General features: G+C 66.6%; 18 protein-coding genes and 1 tRNA gene. 8 read left to right on the top strand and 11 right to left on the bottom strand.

What is annotated here, in order from left to right:
• Positions 1-28: 28 nt before the first annotated feature.
• The 5 genes from J2751_RS06610 to J2751_RS06590 all read right to left on the bottom strand — a co-directional run bounded on the left by J2751_RS06610 (position 29) and on the right by J2751_RS06590 (position 3,982).
• Positions 29-607 carry a hypothetical protein gene (locus J2751_RS06610; RefSeq protein WP_209484371.1) on the bottom strand — a complete coding sequence of 193 codons (579 nt, stop codon included), beginning with the start codon at positions 605-607 and terminating at the stop codon, positions 29-31.
• Positions 607-1,596, bottom strand: coding sequence for a zinc-dependent alcohol dehydrogenase (locus J2751_RS06605; RefSeq protein ID WP_209484369.1), 990 nt, complete (start codon positions 1,594-1,596; stop codon positions 607-609). Before J2751_RS06605 ends, J2751_RS06610 begins: the two co-directional genes overlap by 1 nt.
• Positions 1,597-1,781: 185 nt before the next feature.
• Positions 1,782-2,990 (bottom strand): cell division protein FtsZ, encoded by a 1,209-nt coding sequence (ftsZ, locus tag J2751_RS06600; RefSeq protein ID WP_209484367.1) that lies wholly within the window; start codon positions 2,988-2,990, stop codon positions 1,782-1,784.
• A 4-nt stretch (positions 2,991-2,994) separates the two neighbouring features.
• Positions 2,995-3,174, bottom strand: a complete 180-nt coding sequence (locus J2751_RS06595; RefSeq protein WP_209484365.1) for a ribbon-helix-helix domain-containing protein — start codon at positions 3,172-3,174, stop codon at positions 2,995-2,997.
• A gap of 217 nt (positions 3,175-3,391) precedes the next feature.
• On the bottom strand, positions 3,392-3,982 hold the full coding sequence (locus J2751_RS06590) for a double zinc ribbon domain-containing protein (RefSeq protein WP_209484363.1): 591 nt from the start codon (positions 3,980-3,982) through the stop codon (positions 3,392-3,394).
• Positions 3,983-4,128: 146 nt separating this feature from the next.
• On the opposite strand from J2751_RS06590, the gene J2751_RS06585 reads away from it, so the two are divergent.
• From J2751_RS06585 to J2751_RS06570, 4 genes are read left to right on the top strand one after another with little or no spacing between them, the layout of a single operon-like run.
• Positions 4,129-4,590, top strand: a complete 462-nt coding sequence (locus tag J2751_RS06585) for a DUF7518 family protein (protein WP_209484361.1) — start codon at positions 4,129-4,131, stop codon at positions 4,588-4,590.
• Positions 4,591-4,608: 18 nt separating this feature from the next.
• Complete coding sequence (gene smc, locus J2751_RS06580; protein ID WP_209484359.1) at positions 4,609-8,178, top strand: chromosome segregation protein SMC; 3,570 nt, start codon at positions 4,609-4,611, stop codon at positions 8,176-8,178.
• The gene (locus tag J2751_RS06575; protein WP_209484357.1) at positions 8,171-9,172 is read left to right on the top strand and encodes a segregation and condensation protein A; all 1,002 of its coding nucleotides are present in this window, start codon (positions 8,171-8,173) and stop codon (positions 9,170-9,172) included. The genes smc and J2751_RS06575 overlap by 8 nt, the downstream gene beginning before the upstream one ends.
• A 56-nt stretch (positions 9,173-9,228) precedes the next feature.
• Positions 9,229-10,473 carry a glycosyltransferase family 2 protein gene (locus J2751_RS06570; RefSeq protein WP_209484355.1) on the top strand — a complete coding sequence of 415 codons (1,245 nt, stop codon included), beginning with the start codon at positions 9,229-9,231 and terminating at the stop codon, positions 10,471-10,473.
• A gap of 55 nt (positions 10,474-10,528) precedes the next feature.
• Here J2751_RS06570 and mtnP read toward each other — a convergent pair whose 3' ends face one another.
• From mtnP to J2751_RS06555, 3 genes are all read right to left on the bottom strand, one after another.
• A complete protein-coding gene (gene mtnP, locus J2751_RS06565) occupies positions 10,529-11,395 on the bottom strand; it encodes an S-methyl-5'-thioadenosine phosphorylase (protein WP_209484353.1) in 867 nt (288 codons plus the stop codon).
• Positions 11,396-11,491: 96 nt separating this feature from the next.
• Entirely contained in the window at positions 11,492-12,487 is a 996-nt protein-coding gene (locus tag J2751_RS06560; protein WP_209484350.1) for a YeiH family protein, read from the bottom strand.
• Positions 12,484-12,678, bottom strand: coding sequence for a hypothetical protein (locus J2751_RS06555; protein ID WP_209484348.1), 195 nt, complete (start codon positions 12,676-12,678; stop codon positions 12,484-12,486). Before J2751_RS06555 ends, J2751_RS06560 begins: the two co-directional genes overlap by 4 nt.
• 128 nt (positions 12,679-12,806) lie before the next feature.
• Between J2751_RS06555 and J2751_RS06550 the strand changes: the two genes are divergently transcribed.
• Positions 12,807-14,216 carry an HD domain-containing protein gene (locus J2751_RS06550; protein ID WP_209484346.1) on the top strand — a complete coding sequence of 470 codons (1,410 nt, stop codon included), beginning with the start codon at positions 12,807-12,809 and terminating at the stop codon, positions 14,214-14,216.
• Between the two features lie 115 nt (positions 14,217-14,331).
• Here J2751_RS06550 and J2751_RS06545 read toward each other — a convergent pair whose 3' ends face one another.
• On the bottom strand, positions 14,332-15,027 hold the full coding sequence (locus J2751_RS06545) for a phosphoribosyltransferase (RefSeq protein WP_209484344.1): 696 nt from the start codon (positions 15,025-15,027) through the stop codon (positions 14,332-14,334).
• A 158-nt stretch (positions 15,028-15,185) separates the two neighbouring features.
• Here J2751_RS06545 and J2751_RS06540 point away from each other — a divergent pair, with 158 nt between their 5' ends.
• Complete coding sequence (locus J2751_RS06540; protein ID WP_209484342.1) at positions 15,186-16,574, top strand: NAD(P)/FAD-dependent oxidoreductase; 1,389 nt, start codon at positions 15,186-15,188, stop codon at positions 16,572-16,574.
• Positions 16,575-16,627: 53 nt separating this feature from the next.
• On the opposite strand, the gene J2751_RS06535 is transcribed toward J2751_RS06540, so the two are convergent.
• A complete protein-coding gene (locus J2751_RS06535) occupies positions 16,628-17,749 on the bottom strand; it encodes a M24 family metallopeptidase (protein WP_209484340.1) in 1,122 nt (373 codons plus the stop codon).
• A gap of 160 nt (positions 17,750-17,909) precedes the next feature.
• On the opposite strand from J2751_RS06535, the gene J2751_RS06530 reads away from it, so the two are divergent.
• Positions 17,910-17,984: transfer RNA gene (locus J2751_RS06530), tRNA-Val, on the top strand.
• 147 nt (positions 17,985-18,131) lie between these two features.
• Positions 18,132-18,806 (top strand): phosphate signaling complex protein PhoU, encoded by a 675-nt coding sequence (gene phoU, locus J2751_RS06525; protein WP_209484338.1) that lies wholly within the window; start codon positions 18,132-18,134, stop codon positions 18,804-18,806.
• A gap of 112 nt (positions 18,807-18,918) precedes the next feature.
• Here phoU and J2751_RS06520 read toward each other — a convergent pair whose 3' ends face one another.
• Entirely contained in the window at positions 18,919-19,719 is an 801-nt protein-coding gene (locus J2751_RS06520) for an SAM-dependent methyltransferase (RefSeq protein WP_209484336.1), read from the bottom strand.
• Positions 19,720-19,778 lie beyond the last annotated feature (59 nt).

Below are 19,778 nucleotides of genomic sequence, written 5' to 3'. Positions count from 1 at the left end.
GTCATTTTTGTTTCGAGTCGAGCCGCTGTTACTCCTCGTGGGTCCGTTCAGCAATCGGTCCGTCCATTCGGATCGGCTCCGAAACGAGTCCGCGGAGCCGGCGGATTCCCTCCGCGGGGTCGTAGCCGTCCTGTCTGAGATGCGCAAGTGGGGAGACGTTCGGGTTTCGCTCCCAGTGACACCAGACATCGGTCTGACCGTCAGGCGTCGGAAACAGCCGGACGTGAAGCTGCCACTCGCTCGTGAACCCGTTCGGGCGATACGCACAGCTCGCGGCCTCGTACACGGTTTCACCGCCGCGTTCGTACGCGTGGAGATACGCCCGAAGCTGCTGGCTGAACCCGTACTCGTTCGTCAATCGCTTCCGCGCCGTCTCGGGGGAAACCGACCACACCCCGGCATATTCCCGGTCCGGCGGCGGCAACACGGAAAGCGGGTACGGAATGAAACGGTCTGGAGCGCGGTCAGACACCCGTGCCGCAGCCGCGCGGATGCGCCAGAGCGGAACCGATGACGCAACGACCAGCACCACGAGCAGGAGGGTGATACCTGCCGCCCGCATCGAGACATCGCGTACGCGGTTGCGGACGTGCCGGCAGAACCGCATCAGTACTCCAACACCACCTGAACCGTTGATTCGGGACTCACGTCCAACAGTTCGTACGCCTCGGCGGCGCGCTCGAACGGAACACGGTCAGTGACGAGCGCGTCGGCATCGATCCGTGTCAGACGGTCGAGCGCAGCGTCGGTCCGCCGATCACGATCCCACCGGCCGCGAAGCTCGGGAGCGATTGTGCTCACCTGACTGGAAACGATGTCGATCCGATCCCGATGAAACCGCCCACCGAGGTCGATCGGCGCGCGTTTCGATCCGTACCACGAGCCGACGACGATCCGGCCGTCGTAGCCGACAACATCGATCGCGTCGTCGAGCGCCGACGGCTGCCCGGAGATCTCGACGACGAGATCGGCATCATCGGTCGCCTCGGTGATGGTTTCTGGTGTTTCAGTCCGATGTGCTCCCATCTCTCGGGCAAGCTCACGCCGATGGTCGATCGGGTCGACGACGACAAGATCGCCAAGCGGGAACGACGACAACACCTCAGTCACGCACAGTCCGATGGTCCCCGCACCGAGGACGACGACACGCTCGCCCAGCCGAGGAGCGGCGTCGAGAACGATGTTCGTTGCCGTCTCGACGGACGGTAACATCGATCCGGTCTCCGGGTCCATCCCGTCCGGGAGGGGAACCACGGACTCCGGATCGGTGCGAAACCGGGTCTGATGGGGTACGAACGAGAACACCGTCCGGCCGAGCCAGCTCTCGTCCACCTCGCGGCCGACCTCACGGACGACCCCGCTCGCGGCGTATCCGTATCGCAGCGGATACGAGAACTCGCCGTCGAGCGCGTCTATCGTCTCGTCGACGGGGATTCCCGACGGCGTCTCGTCGCGATACACCAGCAGCTCCGTCCCCGCACTGATCGCGGACACGCGGGTGTCGACGAGGAGTTCGTCGGCGTCGGGGGGACCGATCGTCACGGATCGGCGCTCGACCGTTTCCGGAGCGGTAAAATAGAGGGCCTCGTCGGTCATCGTTCGGTCACCCGGAACCAGTCACGTTCGACACCCGCGGGGCATCGCGGGATTCGAGTTCGTCGGTGACACACTACACGGATCCTACGCACGTTTCGACCTTAAGCCCTCGCGTCGAGGTACGGTCGCTCGGCGGATCGCGTGTCGAAAAAAGCCTCGGGTGTTCGCCCGCGGGGGTCCGCCGACTACCGGATGACGTCGAGCCCGTTGTTCTTCTCGACGGGCTCGGTGCCGCCATCGGACTCCCACGCCGCACGGTCGGCACCGCCGGATCCCTGGACTGCCGAGCCGGTCTCGGTGGCCCGCGAACGGGAGTCGCCGAGGTCGTCGGCGTCCACCGCGGCGCGGGACTTATCGGCCTGCTTCTGTGTCGACGGGCCGAGCACCTGCGCGCTCTGGACGCCGGTCATGATCGCCATGACGCGGACCTTCCCCTTGTACTCGTCCTGGATGCGTGCGCCCCAGATCACGTTGGCGCTCGCTTCGAGGCGTTCGGTGATGTTGTTCGCGATCCCCTCCGCCTCCTTCAGCGTGAGGTCCGGACCGCCCGTGATATGGACGAGTCCGCCGGAGGCACCGCGGTAGTCGACGTCGAGCAGCGGGTGGTTCATCGCGTCGTTGACCACCTCCTGGGTCTTGTTCTTGTCCTGCGTCTCGCCGACCAACATGACGGCAACGCCGCCTTGGTTCATGATGGTCGACATGTCCGCGTAGTCGAGGTTGATGAGGCTCGGCTGGGTGATCGTCTCGGAGATCCCCTTGACCGTCTCCGCGATGATCTGGTCCATCACGGAAAAGGCCTTGCCGATCGGCAGGTTCGGGACGTAGTCGAGCAGCCGGTTGTTATCGAGCACGATGATCGAATCGGCCTCGTTGCGGAGGCTCTCTAGCCCTTCCTCGGCTTTCACCGTGCGGGCGCGCTCGACGTTGAACGGCGTCGAGACCATCCCAACGACGATAGCTCCCTGCTCCTTGGCGATCTTCGAGACGACGGGCGCTGCGCCGGTTCCGGTTCCGCCACCCATGCCGGCGGTGACGAAGACGAGGTCCGCGTCGCCGAGCACTTCCTTGATGGTCCCCTGCGCCATCTCGGTCGCGCGCTCGCCCATCTTGGGGTCGCCGCCGGCACCCAGACCCTGCGTGAGCGACTTGCCCACGAGGATCTTGGTGTCGGCCTCGACCATCTTGAGGTGCTGTTTGTCCGTGTTGATGGCGACGGTGTCCGCGCCGTCGACGCCGATGTTGTACAGTCGATTGACGGTGTTGTTCCCGGCACCTCCGGCACCGACGATGACGATTCGGGGGTCCCCGAACTCGTCGTCGTCCATGTCGACGTCCATGTCGCGCTTCTCCGCTTCCGCGTTGTCGAGGGCGTCCTGAACGAGATCCTGCATCGTTCTACACCTTGGCCCAGCTGCGGTTGCGGCCGCGCTCCTCGCGCTCGCCGTCCTGTTCGTTCAACATGTCGCGGACGGCCGACCGGATCGCCTCGCTCCGGTTCGGGAACTCCCCCGTCTCGACCATCTGTTCGACCTCGTCTATCTGCTGTTTCGGGATCCGTAGTGTCACACGCTCCATTTGTATATTCCCCCGGTAAGACGGCACGACCCGCGTCGTGCGTCTTACAGCGTCGGATCGCCCGACTGCGGAGACATCCCCGCTTGCGGGCACCGGCTGTAAGACGACCGTCTTACGCGATTGTAGTCACCGAGGCTATATATATAAAACTACCGGCGGGTGTAAGACACATTTTCGGATCGCCCGTATGCGGGCAGTATGGGCTTGTATACGACGGTTATTTGTCCTTCAGAACGTCTGCTGCGGGGGTTCGACGACCGCATCCCGGACAGAACGCCCAGTCGGTTCGGACCTCGTCGCCGCACTCACAGAACGCCCTATGGGACTGCTTTTCTCCACAGTTCGGGCAGTAAACGTGGTCCTCCGGAACGTTTTCGCCGCATCCGCCACACACGTTTTCGGCCGTTTGCATCCCGGATCTCGTCGGCGTCTTACGCGTTTTCGACTCGTCCTCCTCGACCGTCTCACGCGTCACACGAGTGTCGGACTCCGAGGCAGCAGGGGCGTCGAGAGTGACGTTTACGTTGATCTCACCGGTTCCAGACGGTGTATACGCGTTTTCAGGCGCGGAGCGTGCCGTCCCGAGCCGTTCGTCCAACGCGGCGTCCAGCCGGTCCGCGATGAGGTCATCGACGCGGTCGGCGACCGCGGCGTCGACACTGCCGTCCGCGGGATCGCCGTCCGCGGGATCGTCATTCGCGTCGAGGTGCGCACGAAGCGCCTGGCGCATCACCTCGCTTTTGGAAGCGTCACACGATTCCAGCCGCTCGACGAGATCGTCGTCGGCCCGGAACGTGATCTTGCTCATCGACTGTCGGTATCCGTGGCGGGTACAAGTATTTTTCTCACCGTCCGACGGCTGACTGACGCGTCGTGATCCGACCGCCCCATGATACATGATCACACATGTGTCTGACGCAGATTTATACGGCCCGCGCGGGCATACATGAGTACATGAGCAACCGCGTCGAGGACCTCGAACGACAGGTCGCGGAGCTACAGGCGGCGGTCAACGGGCTTACCGAGGAGCTCGTCGAAATGAAAGAGCGCGTCCGACAGGTCGAGGACGCACAGGAGGTGGCGGTCGAGACCGACACCGAGGATGCCGCGTCCGACGCTCCCGCCGACATCGACGAGACGTCCGACACGCCGGCAGACGCGACGGGCGATGCGAGTCGGAGCGGCGGCGAACATCGGACCCACTCCGACGACCACGTCGAGGTCGTCGAGCGGACCGACTCCCCGGCCGAGAGTGCCGACGAGCCCACTTCCGAGGCGATCGCGGACGCCGGCGACGACGTGGTCGTCCCGGAGCGGGGAGCCACGACGCCCGACGCCGAGGCCGCCTCGTCGGAGGCGGACGGGGACGAGGCAAACGAGGACGAGTCCGACGACAGCGACATCATCGTCGCGTAAGGTCGGATCCACCGCCACATGCACATCACGGAAGTCGTTCTGGACGGGTTCAAGAGCTTCGGGCGGACGACGAGGATCCCCTTTTATGAGGACTTCACCGTCGTCACCGGGCCGAACGGTTCCGGCAAGTCGAACATCATCGACGGGGTCCTGTTCGCGCTCGGGCTGGCACGCACCCGCGGGATCAGAGCGAAGAAGCTCACCGACCTCATCTACAACCCCGGCCACGACGACGGTGAGGGGGGTGACGGCCCCTCGGAAGCGTCGGTCACGGTCGTGCTCTCCAACGAGGACGGGACGCTCGACCGCTCACAGGTCGTCTCCGCCGCCGGCTCGGAGAACGTCGGCGACGTCTCAGAGATCACGATCAAACGCCGGGTGAAGGAGACCGAGGACAACTACTACTCCTACTACTACCTCAACGGGCGCTCGGTGAACCTCTCGGACATCCGGGACCTGCTGGCGGCCGCCGGCGTCACGCCGGAGGGGTACAACGTCGTCATGCAGGGCGACGTCACCGAGATCATCAACATGACCCCGTATCAGCGCCGGGGGATCATCGACGAGATCGCCGGCGTCGCGGAGTTCGACGAAAAGAAGGAGGCCGCCTACGAGGAGCTCGATACGGTGAAAGACCGGATCGGGGAGGCGGACCTTCGGATCGGCGAGAAAGAGGACCGGCTCGAACGGCTGTCCGACGAGCGTGAGACGGCCCTCGAATACCAGTCGCTCCGCGAGGAGGTAGAGGAGTATCGCGGGTACCGCAAGGCTTCCGAGCTGGCGGACAAACGCGATTCGCTCGCGGCCGTCCAGTCCGAGATCGACGAGACGGAGGCGGAACTCGAGGAGCTGCGCGCCGAGCTCGACACGAGACAGGGGACGCTTACGCGACTGGAGGAGGATCTGGCCGATCTCACCCACGAGATCGAGACGAAGGGCGAGGACGAGCAGATCGAGATCCGCGCGGAGATAGAGGAGATCAAAGGCGAGATATCCCGGTTGGAGGACAAGATCGAGGCCGCCGAGGACCGTGCCGCGGAGGCCGAGACCGAGCGCCGGAACGCGTTCGTCCAGATCGACCGGAAACAGGAGACGATCGACGATCTGGAGTCGGAGATCCGCGACGTGAAGGTCGAACAGGCGTCGATCAAATCCGAGATCGCGACGGAACGCTCCGAGCTCGCCGACGTGGAAGCCGAGATCGAGGGCGCGGACACCGAGTTCGACGAGCTGAAAGAGGAGCTCGCCGAGAAGAAGGAGCGCGCCGAGACGCTTCGCGAGGAGAAACACGAGGCCCAACGCGAGAAGGACCGGCTGCTCGATGAGGCGCGTCGCCGCTCGAACGCCGTCGAGGAGACGCGCGAGGCGCTCGACGCCGCCCACGAGGAGGTCCCCGAGTTGAAAGCGCGGATCTCGGAGCTCCACGGGGAGCTCGACAAAGCGCGAAAGAACCAGTCGAAGATCGAGGATGTCGTCGCCGACCTGTTCGCGGAGAAGGCTGAACGGAACGAGCGTCTGGAGGCGATCGAGGAGGACCTCCGCGAGAAGCAGAACGAGTACGCCAAGCTGGAAGCGGCCGCCAGCGAGCGCGGCGACACCTCGTGGCCGCGTGCGGTGACGGAGGTGAAGAACGGTGACATCGACGGCGTCCACGGCGCGGTCGGCGAGCTCGGCTCGGTCGACGCAGAGTACGCCGAGGCGTGTGAGACCGCGGCCGGCGGCCGGCTCGCGAACGTCGTCGTCGACGACGACGGGGTCGGTTCGACGTGTATCGACTACCTCAAGCGCCGGAACGCGGGGCAGGCGACGTTCCTCCCGATCACGGAGATGGACGACCGGGGGCTCCCGCGGAAACCGTCGCTGCCCGGCGTGGTCGACTTCGCGCGGAACCTCGTCGACTACGACTCGCGGTACGAGACGATCTTCTCGTACGTGCTCGGCTCGACGCTCGTCGTCGAGGACATGGCGACCGCCCGCGATCTGATGGGCGACTACCGAATGGTGACGCTCGACGGAGACCTCGTCGAGAAGTCGGGAGCGATGACCGGCGGCTCTGGCGGCGGCTCCCGGTACGCGTTCACCAAGTCGGGCGGCGGGAAGCTCGAACGGCTCGCCGAGGAGATATCGGCCCTCGAGGACGACCGGCGCGCGGTCGAATCCGAGATCGAGGAGCTGGAGACCGATATCGACGACGCCCGCGATCGGAAGGCGGACGCTGCGGACCGGGTCCGGTCGCTGGAAGCCGACGTCGAACGCGCCGAAGGGGAGCTCGCGGAGGCCGAAACGCGGATCGACGACCTAGAGGACGAACTCGACGAGCTCCGTACCGAACGCGAGTCCGTCGACGAGGAGATGGACGGGATCGACGAGACCATCGGCGCGCTGGAGACCGACATCGACGCCTTGGAAGCCGACGTCGAGTCGATCGAGGCGGAACTCGCCGACTCGAAGATCCCGGAGCTCTCCGAACGTGCCGACGAGATCCGCGCGGAGATCGACGAGTTGGACGAGCGAATGGACGACCTCGACGCACGGCGGAACGAGCTCGAGTTGGAGAAGGGATACGCCGAGGACGCGGTCGACGACCTCCACGATACGGTCGAGACGGCACAGAACCGGAAGAGCGAGGCGGAGGAGGCGATCGCAGAGCACGAGGAGACGATCGCGGAGAAGGAGGAGCTGCTGGCGGAAAAAAAGGAGTCGATCGCCGATCTGGAAGAAGAGCTCGCGGAGCTGAAAGACGAACGCGAGACGCTGCGCGAGGAGATCGCGGACGCGACCCGCGAGCGCGACGAGCAGCGTTCGCTCGTCGCCGACGCGGAGTCCGACCTCGAGGACCTGACCGACCGACGCGACCGGCTGGAGTGGGAGGTCGACGAGCTGGAGTCGCAGGTCGGCGAGCACGACCCCGAGGAGGTCCCGGACATCTCGGAGGTGGAGTCGCGGATCGAGGAGCTAGAAACAGAGATGGAAACGTTAGAGCCCGTCAACATGCTCGCAATCGACGAGTACGACGAAGTGGAGGCGGAGCTCGACCAGCTTCAGGAGCGTCGGGACGTGCTCGTCGAGGAGCGCGACGCGATCACCGAGCGGATCGAGGGGTACGAGGCCGAGAAGAAGGCGACGTTCATGGAGACGTTCGAGTCGATAAACGACCACTTCCGGGACATCTTCTCGCGGCTGTCGGCCGGCAGCGGGGAGCTCGTCTTGGAGAACCCCGACGACCCCTTCGAGGAGGGGCTGACGATGAAAGCACAGCCGGCGGACAAGCCGGTCCAGCGACTGGCGGCGATGAGCGGCGGAGAGAAGTCGCTGACCGCGCTGTCGTTCATCTTCGCGGTCCAGCGGCACAACCCCGCACCGTTCTACGCGCTCGACGAGATCGACGCGTTCCTCGACGCGGTCAACGCCGAACGCGTCGGCGAGATGATCGAGGAACTGGCCGAGGAGGCGCAGTTCGTCGTCGTCGGCCACCGCTCCGCGCTGCTCGAGCGATCCGACCGTGCCATCGGCGTCACGATGCAGGGGGACAACCTCTCGGCGGTGACCGGGATGCAGTTCGGCGAGGAGGCGAGCGCGGATGACTGAGGAGGGCGTTCCGGATCTCGACCTGACGACCGAACGGGAGGGATCGACCCCTGCGTTCGGCGGTGACGCCGACGGCAGCGCGACGGATACGGGCGACGCGGACTCGGACGTCGCTGCCGATCCGGACTCGGACGTCGCTGCCGACGCGAAACCCGACGTCGTGAGCGAGGGGGTCGACGGCGGGTCGGGGTCGGCGGACGACGACGAGGTCGAGCCCGTCGAACTGCTCGTCCAGTTGGCCGAGGAGGGCGAGATCGAGCCGTGGGACATCGACATCGTTCAGGTCACCGACGCGTTCCTCGAGAAGCTCGACGAGACGGACCTTCGGACGACCGGCCGAGCGCTGTTTTACGCCAGCGTCCTGCTCCGGATGAAAAGCGACGGGATGCTCGCGGATGACGACGAGACGGAGGAGCCGGCCGCCGAGCCGTGGGAGATCGCGATGGAGGGCGGCGCGGACGACCCGGCCGACCCCGGCTTCGACCCCGTCGAGCAGTTGGAGGCGGAGATGGACCGCCGGCTTGAACGGAAGAACACACGGGGGTCACCGGAGACGCTCGACGAGCTGGTCCGCGAGCTCCGGGAGGCGGAGCGCGGCTCGTGGTGGAAGGACTCCCGCGAGTACGACACCTCCGAGTCGCCGAGCGGGCACGCCCGCGGCACGCAGACGCTCGATTACCACGCCGGTGACGAGTTCCGTCAGGACGGCGAGCCGACCGCCGGGGAGGCCACGGACCGCACCCACGACGAGGACATCGAGGAGGTGATCGTCGACATCGACAACGCTCTCCGCACCCGCTTCGACCGCGGGCGCACGGAGGTGCTGTTCACGGAGATCGAGACCGCGGGTGGACGCCCCTTTATGACGTACCTCGCGCTGCTGTTCATGGCTCATCGCGGCTCGGTGCGACTCCAGCAGGACGACCTGTTCGGCGACCTGTGGGTCAAAGACCCCGCGGCGACGGCCGGCGAGTCCGAGGCGATCGCGGACTGAGTCGATCGGTCGGGACAGGTCGGTGTTTTCTTATCGGCTCGGAAGTATGACGAGTCGTGATCGAGTTCGTCGCTGCCGACCCCGTGCTCGCGACCGTCGTCGCCGCGCTGTGGATCGCGTTAGTGCTGTACGGGCTCTCGGCGTTGTGGTGGCTGTTCGAGTCGGTCGTGCTCGCGCGCGGCGGGCGCGTCGATCCCGACGAGATCGAGTGGGGATACGACGACGTACAGGTGCGGATCCTGACGATCGACGCGGAGGCGGTCGTCCAGGCGACGGTCGACTCGGTGCCGGACGGCCTCGACGACGTGCGCGTGATCGCCGAAACGCCGATGGAGATAGACGGGGCGTCGGTTCACGTCGTGCCGGAATCGTTCGAGTGTAAGGCGACGAACAAGGGCCGGGCGGTCGAGTGGGCGCGACGCAACGTCTCCTGTGACCGCGAGTACGTGCTCTACCTCGACGAGGACACGATCATGGCGGGGTTCCAAGGCCTCCCGGACACCGACGTGGTCCAGTTCACGGAGAAGCCGCTGTACACGGGCTCTCGGCTCGCGTACCTCAGCGAGGTGTTCCGGGTCGGTTACCAGTACGAGCAGTTCGCGTTCCATCGCCTTCGCTACCCCCTGTACGCGTGGGGTGGCGGCGTCGCGGTCCGTCACTCGCTGGAGAACGCGATCACGTGGGACACCGCGACGATCACCGAGGACACGAACTTCATCTGGCGGGCCGCCGATCAAACCGGCGTCTCCTTCGCCGTACTCGACGTCCGATTCCGAAACCAGGCTCCGCCCTCGCTGCGCGCGATGGCCAAGCAGCGCCGCCGGTGGATCTCGGGCACGCGCGCCGACGGCCACCTACTCCCGCTCGCGTACCGGCCGGTGTACTACACCCGGATCGTCGCGTGGGCATTCTCGCCGCTGGTACCGCTTCTGGTCCTCGCTTCGATCCTCCTCCCGGGCACCGCGCCGGGAGCGGAGTGGTATCGGACCGCGTCGCTCGCGCTGTTCGGCATCCTGTTCGTCTACACGCTCGTCGGTGCCGCCAGCTACGACAAACACCCGCTCACGTGGCCGGTGTATCTCATTCTGACGCCGATCGCCTTCCTGGTCCACTCGATCGGCGCGCTGTGGGGCGTCGTCAGCCCGGTGACGACGTTCGAGGTGACGGAGAAAGTGACGCCGGAGGTGATCGAGCGGGTCCACGAGTCGATGGAACCGGGCGAACTCCACGAGCACGACGGCTCCGAGCGGCTGACCCGTGAGTCCGACGCGGAGTTCACGTTCGACGTCTTCGACGACTGAGAGGGTCTTATAAGCGATACGACGGGGTCGTCCGGCCGACGCTCCGGCCGCTCACTTATAAGTACTCGCCCAGCAGCGGCTCGACGCGCTCGCGGGTCGTCTCGGGGATCGCCTCGGTGGGCGTGTTGACGGTGCCCGCAAGTGCCGTGTGTGCCTCACAGGTGTGGTCGTCGGGAAGCGTCCGAACGGCCTCCTCGACAGTGGCCTTGATCGCTTTCTGGTTCTGCTCGGCGTTCTCTAGGACCTCCGCGAGCGTCACCTCGCTGTCCGCCTTCCAGACGTCGTAGTCGGTGACGCCGGCGATCGTCGCGTACGCGATCTCCGCCTCGCGGGCGAGTTTCGCCTCGGGGATCGCCGTCATCCCGACCAGATCCCACCCCTGCGACTTATAAAACTCCGACTCGGCACGGGTGGAGTACTGCGGTCCCTCGATACAGACGTAGGTACCGCCTTTCACGACCTTCGTGTCGTCGTCGGTCGTCGACGCCGCGGCGACGGAGAGGTGGTCGACGAGTTCGGGGCTGTACGGGTCCGCGAACGGCTGGTGGACGACGACGCCGTCGCCGTAAAAGGAGAGGTCGCGGTGCTTCGTCCGGTCGTAGATCTGATCGGGGACGACGAGGGTGCCGGGCTCCAGCTCCTCTTTTAAACTGCCGACCGCGTTCGAGGCGAACACGTGGGTGACGCCCGCCTGTTTTAAGGCGTACATGTTCGCGCGGTACGGGAGGTCCGTCGGCGAGACGCCGTGGTTCGACCCGTGTCGCGGGAGAAAGGCGACCTCCTTGCCCGTCTCGCCGAACTCGCCGATCGTGACCGCGTCGCTCGGCTCGCCGTACGGCGTGTCGTACTCGACCTCGCGAACGTCGTTGAGCGGGAGCGCCTCGTAGATACCGCTGCCGCCGATGAAGCCGATAGTGCTCATGATCAAGTGCTCGGCCGCTCGCTACTTATAAGGAGTGAACGAGGGCGGCGCGCGGCCGACGGTCTCGCGGCGGGCACCGGAACAGGTCGGTCACGCTCACAGCAGCCACCGCACCGCCGCCAGCGTCACCGCGCTGACGACGAGCAGGTGGATGAGGACGGCTCCGACGGCCGCCCCGCCGACCGCTCGCATCTCGCGGAGCCGGATCGAGAGGCCGAGACCGACGAACGCGAGGGTAAAGAGCGCGTCGGAGATGCGGCCGATCGAGTCGAGCGCGGCCGGCGAGAGCAGCCCGCTGTTGGCGACGGCGGCGACGACGAGAAAGCCGAGGAGGAACTTCGGGAACTCCGCCCACAGCCGGCGCACGCCGGGTTCAGTCGCCGATCGGGCGGTGTACGCCACCGAGTAGGCGATCGCGACGCCGCCGAGAAGCGAGTTGCGCGCGAGCTTCGTCACGGTCGCCCACTGGCCGGCCTCCGGCGAGTGGGCGAACCCCGCCGCGGCGACGGGACCGGTTGAGAACATGCTGAGGCCGGCCCAGACGCCGAACTCCCGGCTCGTCAGTCCGAGCCACTCGCCGGCGAGCGGGAACGCGACGAGGGTGATCGCGTCGAAAAGCAGGATCGTTGCCGCCGCAAAGGTGATCGCTGCGCCGCGCGCGTCGAGCACGCGCCCGACGGCGACGACCGCGGAGACCCCGCAGATGCTCGTCCCCGCCGCGAGCAGCGACGGCGTCGTCCCGTCCAGTCGAAAGAGGAGCCGGGCGATCAGTTCGGCGAGCAGGAGTCCGCCGGCGACCGTCCCGAGAACGAGTCCCAGCACGGTCGGCCCGGCGGCAAGGAACTCGTCGACGACGACCGCCGCGCCGAGCAGCACGATTCCGGTCTCCAAACAGAGCTTGTCGACGTCGACTCCCGGCTCCGCCGCCGCCGGCGTCCCGACGGTGTTGCCGCCGACGACGCCGAGCGCGACGGCGACGACGAGCGGCTGGAGTCCGTCGACCGCGCCCGCGAGAAGGTGCGCGCCGACCGCGCCGGCGACGAGCAGCGCGAGGCCGGGCGCGTACGGACGAGCGGCGTCGACGACGCTCATCGGAACGGTGCGGCCGCGACCCCTATCGCGACGTGGACTGCGACGATACCGAGTCCGAGCGCGAGCGCCTGCCAGCCGCGGTCGAGCGCGAGCCATCGGTCGACGATGGGGGAGCCGGTTCCGTCATCGCCGGCCGGTTCCCGGCCGTCCGGTCCGTCGGCCTCGCTCGCCTCGCGCCCGTCCGATACCATACCCGACCGTCGCGGCTCTCGTTACTTATACGGACGGAATCGACGCGGTCGGCCCGCGGTCGACCCGCGACGACCGCGTCCGGAACCGAAAGACCGAGGTCGTGAGGCGACGTCGATCGGACCGTTCGATGGGGATCACACAGATCAAGGACCCGGTACACGGCTACGTGGAGTTGCCGGACGCGCTCGTCGACGGCGTCGTCGACACCCGCCCGTTCCAGCGGCTGCGATACGTCCGACAGCTCTCGGCCACCCATCTCGTGTATCCCGGCGCGAACCACACCCGCTTCGAGCACTCGCTCGGGGTCTACCACCTCGGGCGAACCGTCTTCGAGAACCTCCGCGGGCAGTCGTACTTCACGCGGGACGCCGACATCGACGAGATCGAGGAGATCCAGCGCACCTTGGAGTGTGCGTGCCTGCTCCATGACGTCGGCCATCCGCCCTTCTCACACCTATCCGAAGGGTTACTCGACGAGACGACGCTGCGCGAGCGGATCGTCGACACCGGGCTGGTCGACGCCTTCGACGAGGCGGGCGTCGGTGGCGAGCCGCTCCGCGCCGCGAGCCCCCACGAGCTGCTCGGCTGCGTGCTGATCGTCGAGGAGTACGGCGACGCGATCCGGGCGTTCGACGTCGACCCCTTCGAAGTGTGCGGGTACGTGCTCGGCTACAGCCTCGCGTACGAGCGCGGTGAGGCGTGGCAGTACGGCGTCGGCGCGCAGCTCCTCCACTCGCCGATCGATGTCGATCGGCTCGACTACATCACCCGCGACAACCGCATGACCGGCGCGGGCGTGTTGAGCTTCGACGTCGACCGGATGGTCGACGCGTACACCGCCCATCCCGAGGAGGGGTTGGCGCTCACCGAGAAGGCACTGTCGACGATCGGCAACTACCTCGAAGGCCGCATCGCGTTGTACATGTGGGTCACACAACACCACAAGGCGGTGTACGCGAACCGTCTCCTCCAAGCGATGCTCGGCGAGTACGAGGCGGAAACCGGCGAGAGCCCCGTCACGGTCGACGGCGTTCTCGGTCGCGAGTTGGACGACAACACGGTGCTCGAACGGCTTCGGATCGCCGCCCGAGAGAACCCGGACTCCACGCTGGCCTCGATGTACGACCGCTTCCGCGGGCGGCGATTCCCCGACACCTGTTGGAAACACCGGATCGCACTCGCCGACCGGATCGGATCCGAACTCGGCGGCCGTACTGGCGACCTCGACGATTTCACCGCGTGGCTGGTTGCGGAGGACGACCGGCTGGAGCGGATGCTCGCGGAGGCGCTGGACGTACCGACACACGAGGTGTGGATCGACCGCTCGTACGTGCCCGCGTACGACCCGGACGAGTTGGAGGACATCCCCATCGCGTACGGGGGAACGACCCGCTCAGTCGGCGAGTGGGGGTTGTACGGCGACCGCGCGTTCGACGTGCCGATCCCCTTCGTGTTCGTTCCGGAGGGGACGAAGCGGACGGCCATCCGACTCCTTCGGGAGACGTTCGCGGACGAAACGGACGAGAAGGAGCCGTAGCCGACGTGCGTCAGCGAGTCAGTCGTCGGCCTCGGTGGGAACCGGGTCGTCGTCGACTTCGGCGACGTCGATATCGCGGTCGCTCATTCGGATCTATCGTTCATTTCCCCCGCGGTCACTCGACGAGCGTCCACTGCTCGATGCCGGTCCGTTCGAGCACGTCGCGACGGACCATCTCGTCGAGTACTTCGTCGAGCCGGCCCGGCTGTGCGACCTCCATCTCGATCCGGCCGACGCCGTGGTCCGCGTCAAGGTGATGGCGGATCGCCTCGCGGTCGAACGTCGTCGCGTCGGCACGCTCCATTGCCCCCTCGATGATGTCTATCATGTCCTCGATGAAGTTCCACGGGTAGACGACCCACGTCCACCGTTCGAGACGCTCGCCGACGAAGTCGGGCTCGAACTCCGAGGTCCCGAGCAGTTGGAGGGTCGCCGTGCGCACCGAGCCGGCGTTCCGGTCCTCGACGTACTCCTCGGCGCGTCGGATCGACCCGCCGGTGTCGGCGATGTCGTCGATGATGAGGACGTCCTTCCCCTCGACGCTTCCCTCCGGCATCGGGTAGCGTATCTGCGGCTCGTCCGCCTTCTCGGCGGTTCCGACGTAGTGTTCCATCTTGAGACTCGTGAGGTCGTCGAGCCCGAGGAAGTCACAGATACACCGCCCCGCGAACCATCCACCGCGCGCGAGCGCGACGACGACGTCGGGTTGGAACTCGTCGCGTTTCACGCCATTAGAGACGTTTCGACAGAGCCCATAGATGTACTCCCAGTTGGTGACGGTACAGTCGAAGTCGTCCGGGAGGTCGCTCATACGGCTGAGACTGGCACGCCCGTGCTCATAAGGGTTTAGACACGGTTGTGGCCGTGTTTCGTCGTTCGTTCCCGTTCGTGACGCCGACTCCGCGCCGAGAGGAGAGACCGGCCCGGGAACACCGTGAATTTAATACTGGAACGGCGACCTCTCCGAACATGGAACGCGTAGACGTCGCCATCGTTGGTGGCGGTCCGGCCGGCTCCGCTGCGGCGCACGCGGCCGCACGTGCCGGTGCCGACGCCCTCGCCCTCGAGAAGGGGGTGCCGCGGGCCGACCGAGAGGGGCTGGGTCCGGACTCGACCGACGCCGCCGGAATCCTGGACTACTGGGTGGACATCATGGGGATCCACCCCGACGAGTTCGACGACGGGATCCTCCAGCGGGAACTGAACCGGGCGGAGTTCCGCGGGCCGAGCGAGTCGGCGACGCTGTACTCCACCGGCATCGAGTCCTCCTATGACGGGTTCGGCTACACCTTCCAGCGCGCACGCTTCGACGACTGGATGCGCGACCGCGCCGAGGACGCCGGTGCGGAGTACCGGGTCGGCGAGTCGGTTCGCGGCGTCGACACGGACCTTTCGGTCGATCCCGGCGACGAGGAGCCCCGCCACACTCTCGAACTCGCCTCCGGCGAGTCGATCGGCGCCGGCTTCGTCGTGCTCGCCGACGGGCCACAGCGAACCGTCACGAACCGGGTGCTCGACGAGTACCTCCCCGCGGGCGAGGGCGGCTCGGATCGGCTCGCGCCCCCGGAGGCGAACCACATCGCGTATCAGGAGTATCGACGGGTCCCCGAGGAGGTGTACGCGGAGTTCGACGACGCGATCGTCTTCTGGTGGGGCGTGATACCCGGCGAGACCGCTTATCCGTGGATCTTCCCCAACGCCGACCGCGTCTGCCGGATCGGGCTGACGATGCCGATCGGGATGGACATCGACGCGTTCGACGCCGACGAGTACGAGTTGCTCTCCGTGGACGACGACTCGATCCCGAGCGGCTCAGAGTACATCGACCGGCTGCTCGAATGGCAGTACGGCGACGAGTACGACATCGAGTCGGCGTTCCCCGTCGTCGAGGACGGGGGCAAACGGAACGGCACGGAGACGTATCCGATCTCGTCGACTCGCCCGATCGACTCGCCGGTCGAGGCGGGGATCGCGGTCGTCGGCGGTGCGATGGGGACGACCTCGGCGTTCCACGAAGGCGGCGACCACGTCGCCGTTCGGACGGGAGCGATCGCGGGCGAGTTGGCGGCCGAAGGCGACCTGGCCGCTTACAACCGTCGCTGGAAGGAGGCGATCGGCGACGAGATCGTCCGGAACGTCACGATGGCGGACATGGTCGCCGAGTACGACCCGGACGACTGGAACCGCGTCATCGGCGCGGCGGACGCGATGCTCGGTGCCGAGACGAGCGACGGACTGCTCTCACAGCCGTACCGCTCGGGCTGGGAGTCGATGAAGCTCCTGCTCGGCTACAAGTGGAACAAGCGGAAGACAAAACGGGACTACGTGACGATCCGCGAGGACGAGTACGTCTACTGATCGGCAACTGTCGCACTCGTCGGTCGCAACGTCCGGCGACCGCGACGCCCGTCTCAGCGAATCACCGGCGCGTGTCGCTCGAACGTCTCGCTCGGAACGCCGTCGACTGCCACTGACTCCACCTCGTGGGTCGGCCACTGGCCGGTCTTCGTCAGCGTCTCGTATCGATCCCTCGCGACGAGGTACGTGTCCTCGCTTTTCGCCCCCTGTATCGTGGGGTTCCACGCGTAGCCCATCGGCTCGGTCACCGGTTCGTCGCTCTCGGGGGTCGCGATCCACTCGCGGCCGTCGAACCCCGCCGCGCCGCCCTGGTGGTGGCGTTTCCACTCCCCCTCGAACCCGACGGCGGCGTACGCTTCCCGGATCGCGTCGAACACGTCGCCGGCGGTTCCGTGTCCGTTGCCGTCGCCGAGATCGCCGGTCGCGGCGGCCCGGGTCGCTGCGAGCGCGGTCGCTTCGACTCGGGCGGCGGCGCGATGTCGCTCCTCCAGCCACTCCGGGGCGTCGAACGCGACGGTCCGAGTGATCGAGGCGTACAGCCCGGCTCGTTCGGCCGTGACGGAGACGAGCGCGTAGTCGTCGAGGGTCGCGTCGCTCGGGGTGAAGTGTCGGTACGTCCGGGCGCGCTCGCTGCCCCCGACGAGCACGACCGGGGTGTTCACGTCACGGGAGGACAGCGAGATGTCGATCCCGGCAGCCACCTCGTACTCGGGGTCCTCGGGTTCGAGGTTCCGACAGACGGTCTCGACCGCGGCGGCGACCTCGCGGCCGAGTTCGCGATAGCGCTCCACGTCGTCGTCGGTGAGCGGCTGGCGGAGCGCGCTCGCGTCCGCGTCCTCGAACCCGGGGACGTCGAAGTCGGCTGCGGCGGGAGCCGGAGAGCGCTCGGCGACGGCTCCCGCGAGCGAGTCCGTGTGCCACGGGAACGACTCGGTGGCCACGGCCTCCGGGAGTTCCTCGTCGACGAGTCGGTCGGCCTCGATGTCGTCGGTAATGACCCGGAACTCGCCGTCGTAGCCGGCGGCGGCGACGCCGTGGGGGGCGTCCGCGTCGACGACGTTGTCGCCGCCGACCAGCCACGCGAAGCCGTTCGGCCGGGCGAACCAGACCGCTTCGAGTCCGCGCGTCTCGAGATAGGAGTCCAACCGCTCCGCACGCGCTGAGAGATCGACCATACGGAAGGACTCGCGGCGACCCAGTAAAACCGGTCGATCGCGTGGCGTGTCACGCTCGTCCACGGTCCCCGTTCGTGGGTTGGATCCCCACGCCGGACCCCGTTCCGAAAGGTTCAATTACGTCCCCCGGGTACCTCGAAATGCGTCAGTAAGCCCCGGCGGGTTGGTAGTCTAGTCCGGTTATGACACCTCCTTGACATGGAGGAGGCCGGCGGTTCAAATCCGCCCCAACCCATTTCTGTGAACGCTCGTGTCGAGGAGACCGGCGTCCGTGCCGACCCTGCGAGCCACGAGTTCGGACGGTATACCTCCTGAACGATCCTCCGGATCGTCACGTGTGCGACGTGTTTTTATTCGTCGACTCCACTCATCGACCAAGACCATGCCACGCGAACAGTATCAGACGAAACTCGAGGGACTCCGCGACGACGTGCTCTACATGAGCGAACTCGTCGCGGACCGGCTTCGGCTCGCCCTCGACGCGTTAGAACAGCAGGACGGCGAACTCGGCGAGGAGGTCATCACCGGTGACGCCGAGATCAACGAGCTCTACTTGGAGCTGGAAGGTGAGTGTACCGACCTCATCGCGCTCCAACAGCCGGTCGCGGGCGATCTCCGGTTCATTGCCGCGTCGTTCAAGATCATCACCGATCTCGAACGGATCGCCGACCTGGCGACCAACCTCGGCCGCTACGCCGGCACGGCCGAGCGTGAGGTGTTTCCGGACGTCGACGTTCAACGGATCGGCGTCGACACCCTAGAGATGCTCGAGATCGCGATGGAGGCGTACGCGGAGTCCGACCCAGCCCGGTGTTACGAGGTCGCGGAGATGGACGACGACATCGACGCGGCGTGCGAGGCCGCCAGCGACCTCGTCGTCCGCGACCTCATCGAAGAGGACCGGTTCCGCGACGACGAGGACGTGGAGGCGACGATGGAGAACGTCTCCCGGCTGCTGCTCACGATCCGCGACCTCGAACGGGTCGGCGACCACGCGGTTAACATCGCGGCTCGCGCGCTGTACATGATCGAGAACGACGACGAACTGCTGTACTGACCGGTTTCTCAGCCGCTCGGTACACCGAGATGAGTCCGTCCGGACGGCTCCGGTGTGCCCCGTCGCGAGTGAGATGCTCGTTCACGGAGGAACGAGGAGGAAGCCCACGGCTTCAGTCGTGGGAGGAATCCGACTCCGCGTCCGGATCGATCCGCTCGGCGAACCCGAACCGCGGTTTCACGTCGTCGACGACGACTTCGACGGTCTCGCCGGGTTCAACGTCAGGGACGAAGATCGAGTATCCCTCGACGTAGGCGATACCGTCTCCTTCCTCGCCGCGCTCCTCGACGGTGACTTCGATCCGATCGCCGATCTCGACGGGCGCGGTGAGCAACCCCTTCGCGACGAGGTACACCTCCGAGGAGGCGTCACGCGACGCGGGCGGGGAGTTCGTCTTGACGTACTCGAACTCCTCGCTCACGTCCGCGCGGAGCGCGTCGAGGTCCTCCCCTTGGAACACCTTCACGACGAAGTCGCCGCCCGGTTCGAGGAGCTCCAGTGCGACATCGAACGCCTGCCGCGCGAGGTGGACCGACCGGGCGTGATCCAGCGAGTACTCGCCGGTCATGTTGGGGGCCATGTCGCTCACGACGACGTCGGCACCGCCCTCGCCGACCGCCTCCCGAAGGTAGTGTCGGGTGCGCTCCTCGGTCATATCTCCGCGGATGGTCTCCACGTCGTGCTCGTCGAGGTCCTCGATCCGCTGGAGGTCGACGCCGACGACGGTGCCCGTCTCGCCGACCGCTTCGGCGGCGACCTGAAGCCAACCGCCCGGCGCGGCCCCGAGGTCGACGACGGTGTCGCCGTGGCCGAGGAGGTCCGCGTCCTCGTCCAACTGTTTCAGCTTGTACGAGGAGCGGCTCCGATACCCCTGCTGTTTCGACCGGTTGTAGTAGTCGTCTTTGCCTCCCATTTGGTTTCCATAGGCCCGCTGTCGGTTTATCGGCGTCGTTCGAGCGCGACGCGTTCGTA

Origin of the sequence: Halorubrum alkaliphilum (assembly GCF_017873815.1) — an archaeon.
GTDB lineage: Archaea > Halobacteriota > Halobacteria > Halobacteriales > Haloferacaceae > Halorubrum > Halorubrum alkaliphilum.
The sequence above is the reverse complement of the archived record's forward strand: the minus strand, read 5'-3'. Positions and strand labels throughout refer to the sequence as shown.

Coding starts and splice junctions, on each gene's coding strand:
- J2751_RS06610 (WP_209484371.1), bottom strand. CDS start 607: ATGCGGTTCTGCCGGCACGTCCGCAACCGCGTACGCGATGTCTCGATG.
- J2751_RS06605 (WP_209484369.1), bottom strand. CDS start 1,596: ATGACCGACGAGGCCCTCTATTTTACCGCTCCGGAAACGGTCGAGCGC.
- ftsZ (WP_209484367.1), bottom strand. CDS start 2,990: ATGCAGGATCTCGTTCAGGACGCCCTCGACAACGCGGAAGCGGAGAAG.
- J2751_RS06595 (WP_209484365.1), bottom strand. CDS start 3,174: ATGGAGCGTGTGACACTACGGATCCCGAAACAGCAGATAGACGAGGTC.
- J2751_RS06590 (WP_209484363.1), bottom strand. CDS start 3,982: ATGAGCAAGATCACGTTCCGGGCCGACGACGATCTCGTCGAGCGGCTG.
- J2751_RS06585 (WP_209484361.1), top strand. CDS start 4,129: ATGAGCAACCGCGTCGAGGACCTCGAACGACAGGTCGCGGAGCTACAG.
- smc (WP_209484359.1), top strand. CDS start 4,609: ATGCACATCACGGAAGTCGTTCTGGACGGGTTCAAGAGCTTCGGGCGG.
- J2751_RS06575 (WP_209484357.1), top strand. CDS start 8,171: ATGACTGAGGAGGGCGTTCCGGATCTCGACCTGACGACCGAACGGGAG.
- mtnP (WP_209484353.1), bottom strand. CDS start 11,395: ATGAGCACTATCGGCTTCATCGGCGGCAGCGGTATCTACGAGGCGCTC.
- J2751_RS06560 (WP_209484350.1), bottom strand. CDS start 12,487: ATGAGCGTCGTCGACGCCGCTCGTCCGTACGCGCCCGGCCTCGCGCTG.
- J2751_RS06555 (WP_209484348.1), bottom strand. CDS start 12,678: ATGGTATCGGACGGGCGCGAGGCGAGCGAGGCCGACGGACCGGACGGC.
- J2751_RS06550 (WP_209484346.1), top strand. CDS start 12,807: ATGGGGATCACACAGATCAAGGACCCGGTACACGGCTACGTGGAGTTG.
- J2751_RS06545 (WP_209484344.1), bottom strand. CDS start 15,027: ATGAGCGACCTCCCGGACGACTTCGACTGTACCGTCACCAACTGGGAG.
- J2751_RS06540 (WP_209484342.1), top strand. CDS start 15,186: ATGGAACGCGTAGACGTCGCCATCGTTGGTGGCGGTCCGGCCGGCTCC.
- J2751_RS06535 (WP_209484340.1), bottom strand. CDS start 17,749: ATGGTCGATCTCTCAGCGCGTGCGGAGCGGTTGGACTCCTATCTCGAG.
- phoU (WP_209484338.1), top strand. CDS start 18,132: ATGCCACGCGAACAGTATCAGACGAAACTCGAGGGACTCCGCGACGAC.
- J2751_RS06520 (WP_209484336.1), bottom strand. CDS start 19,719: ATGGGAGGCAAAGACGACTACTACAACCGGTCGAAACAGCAGGGGTAT.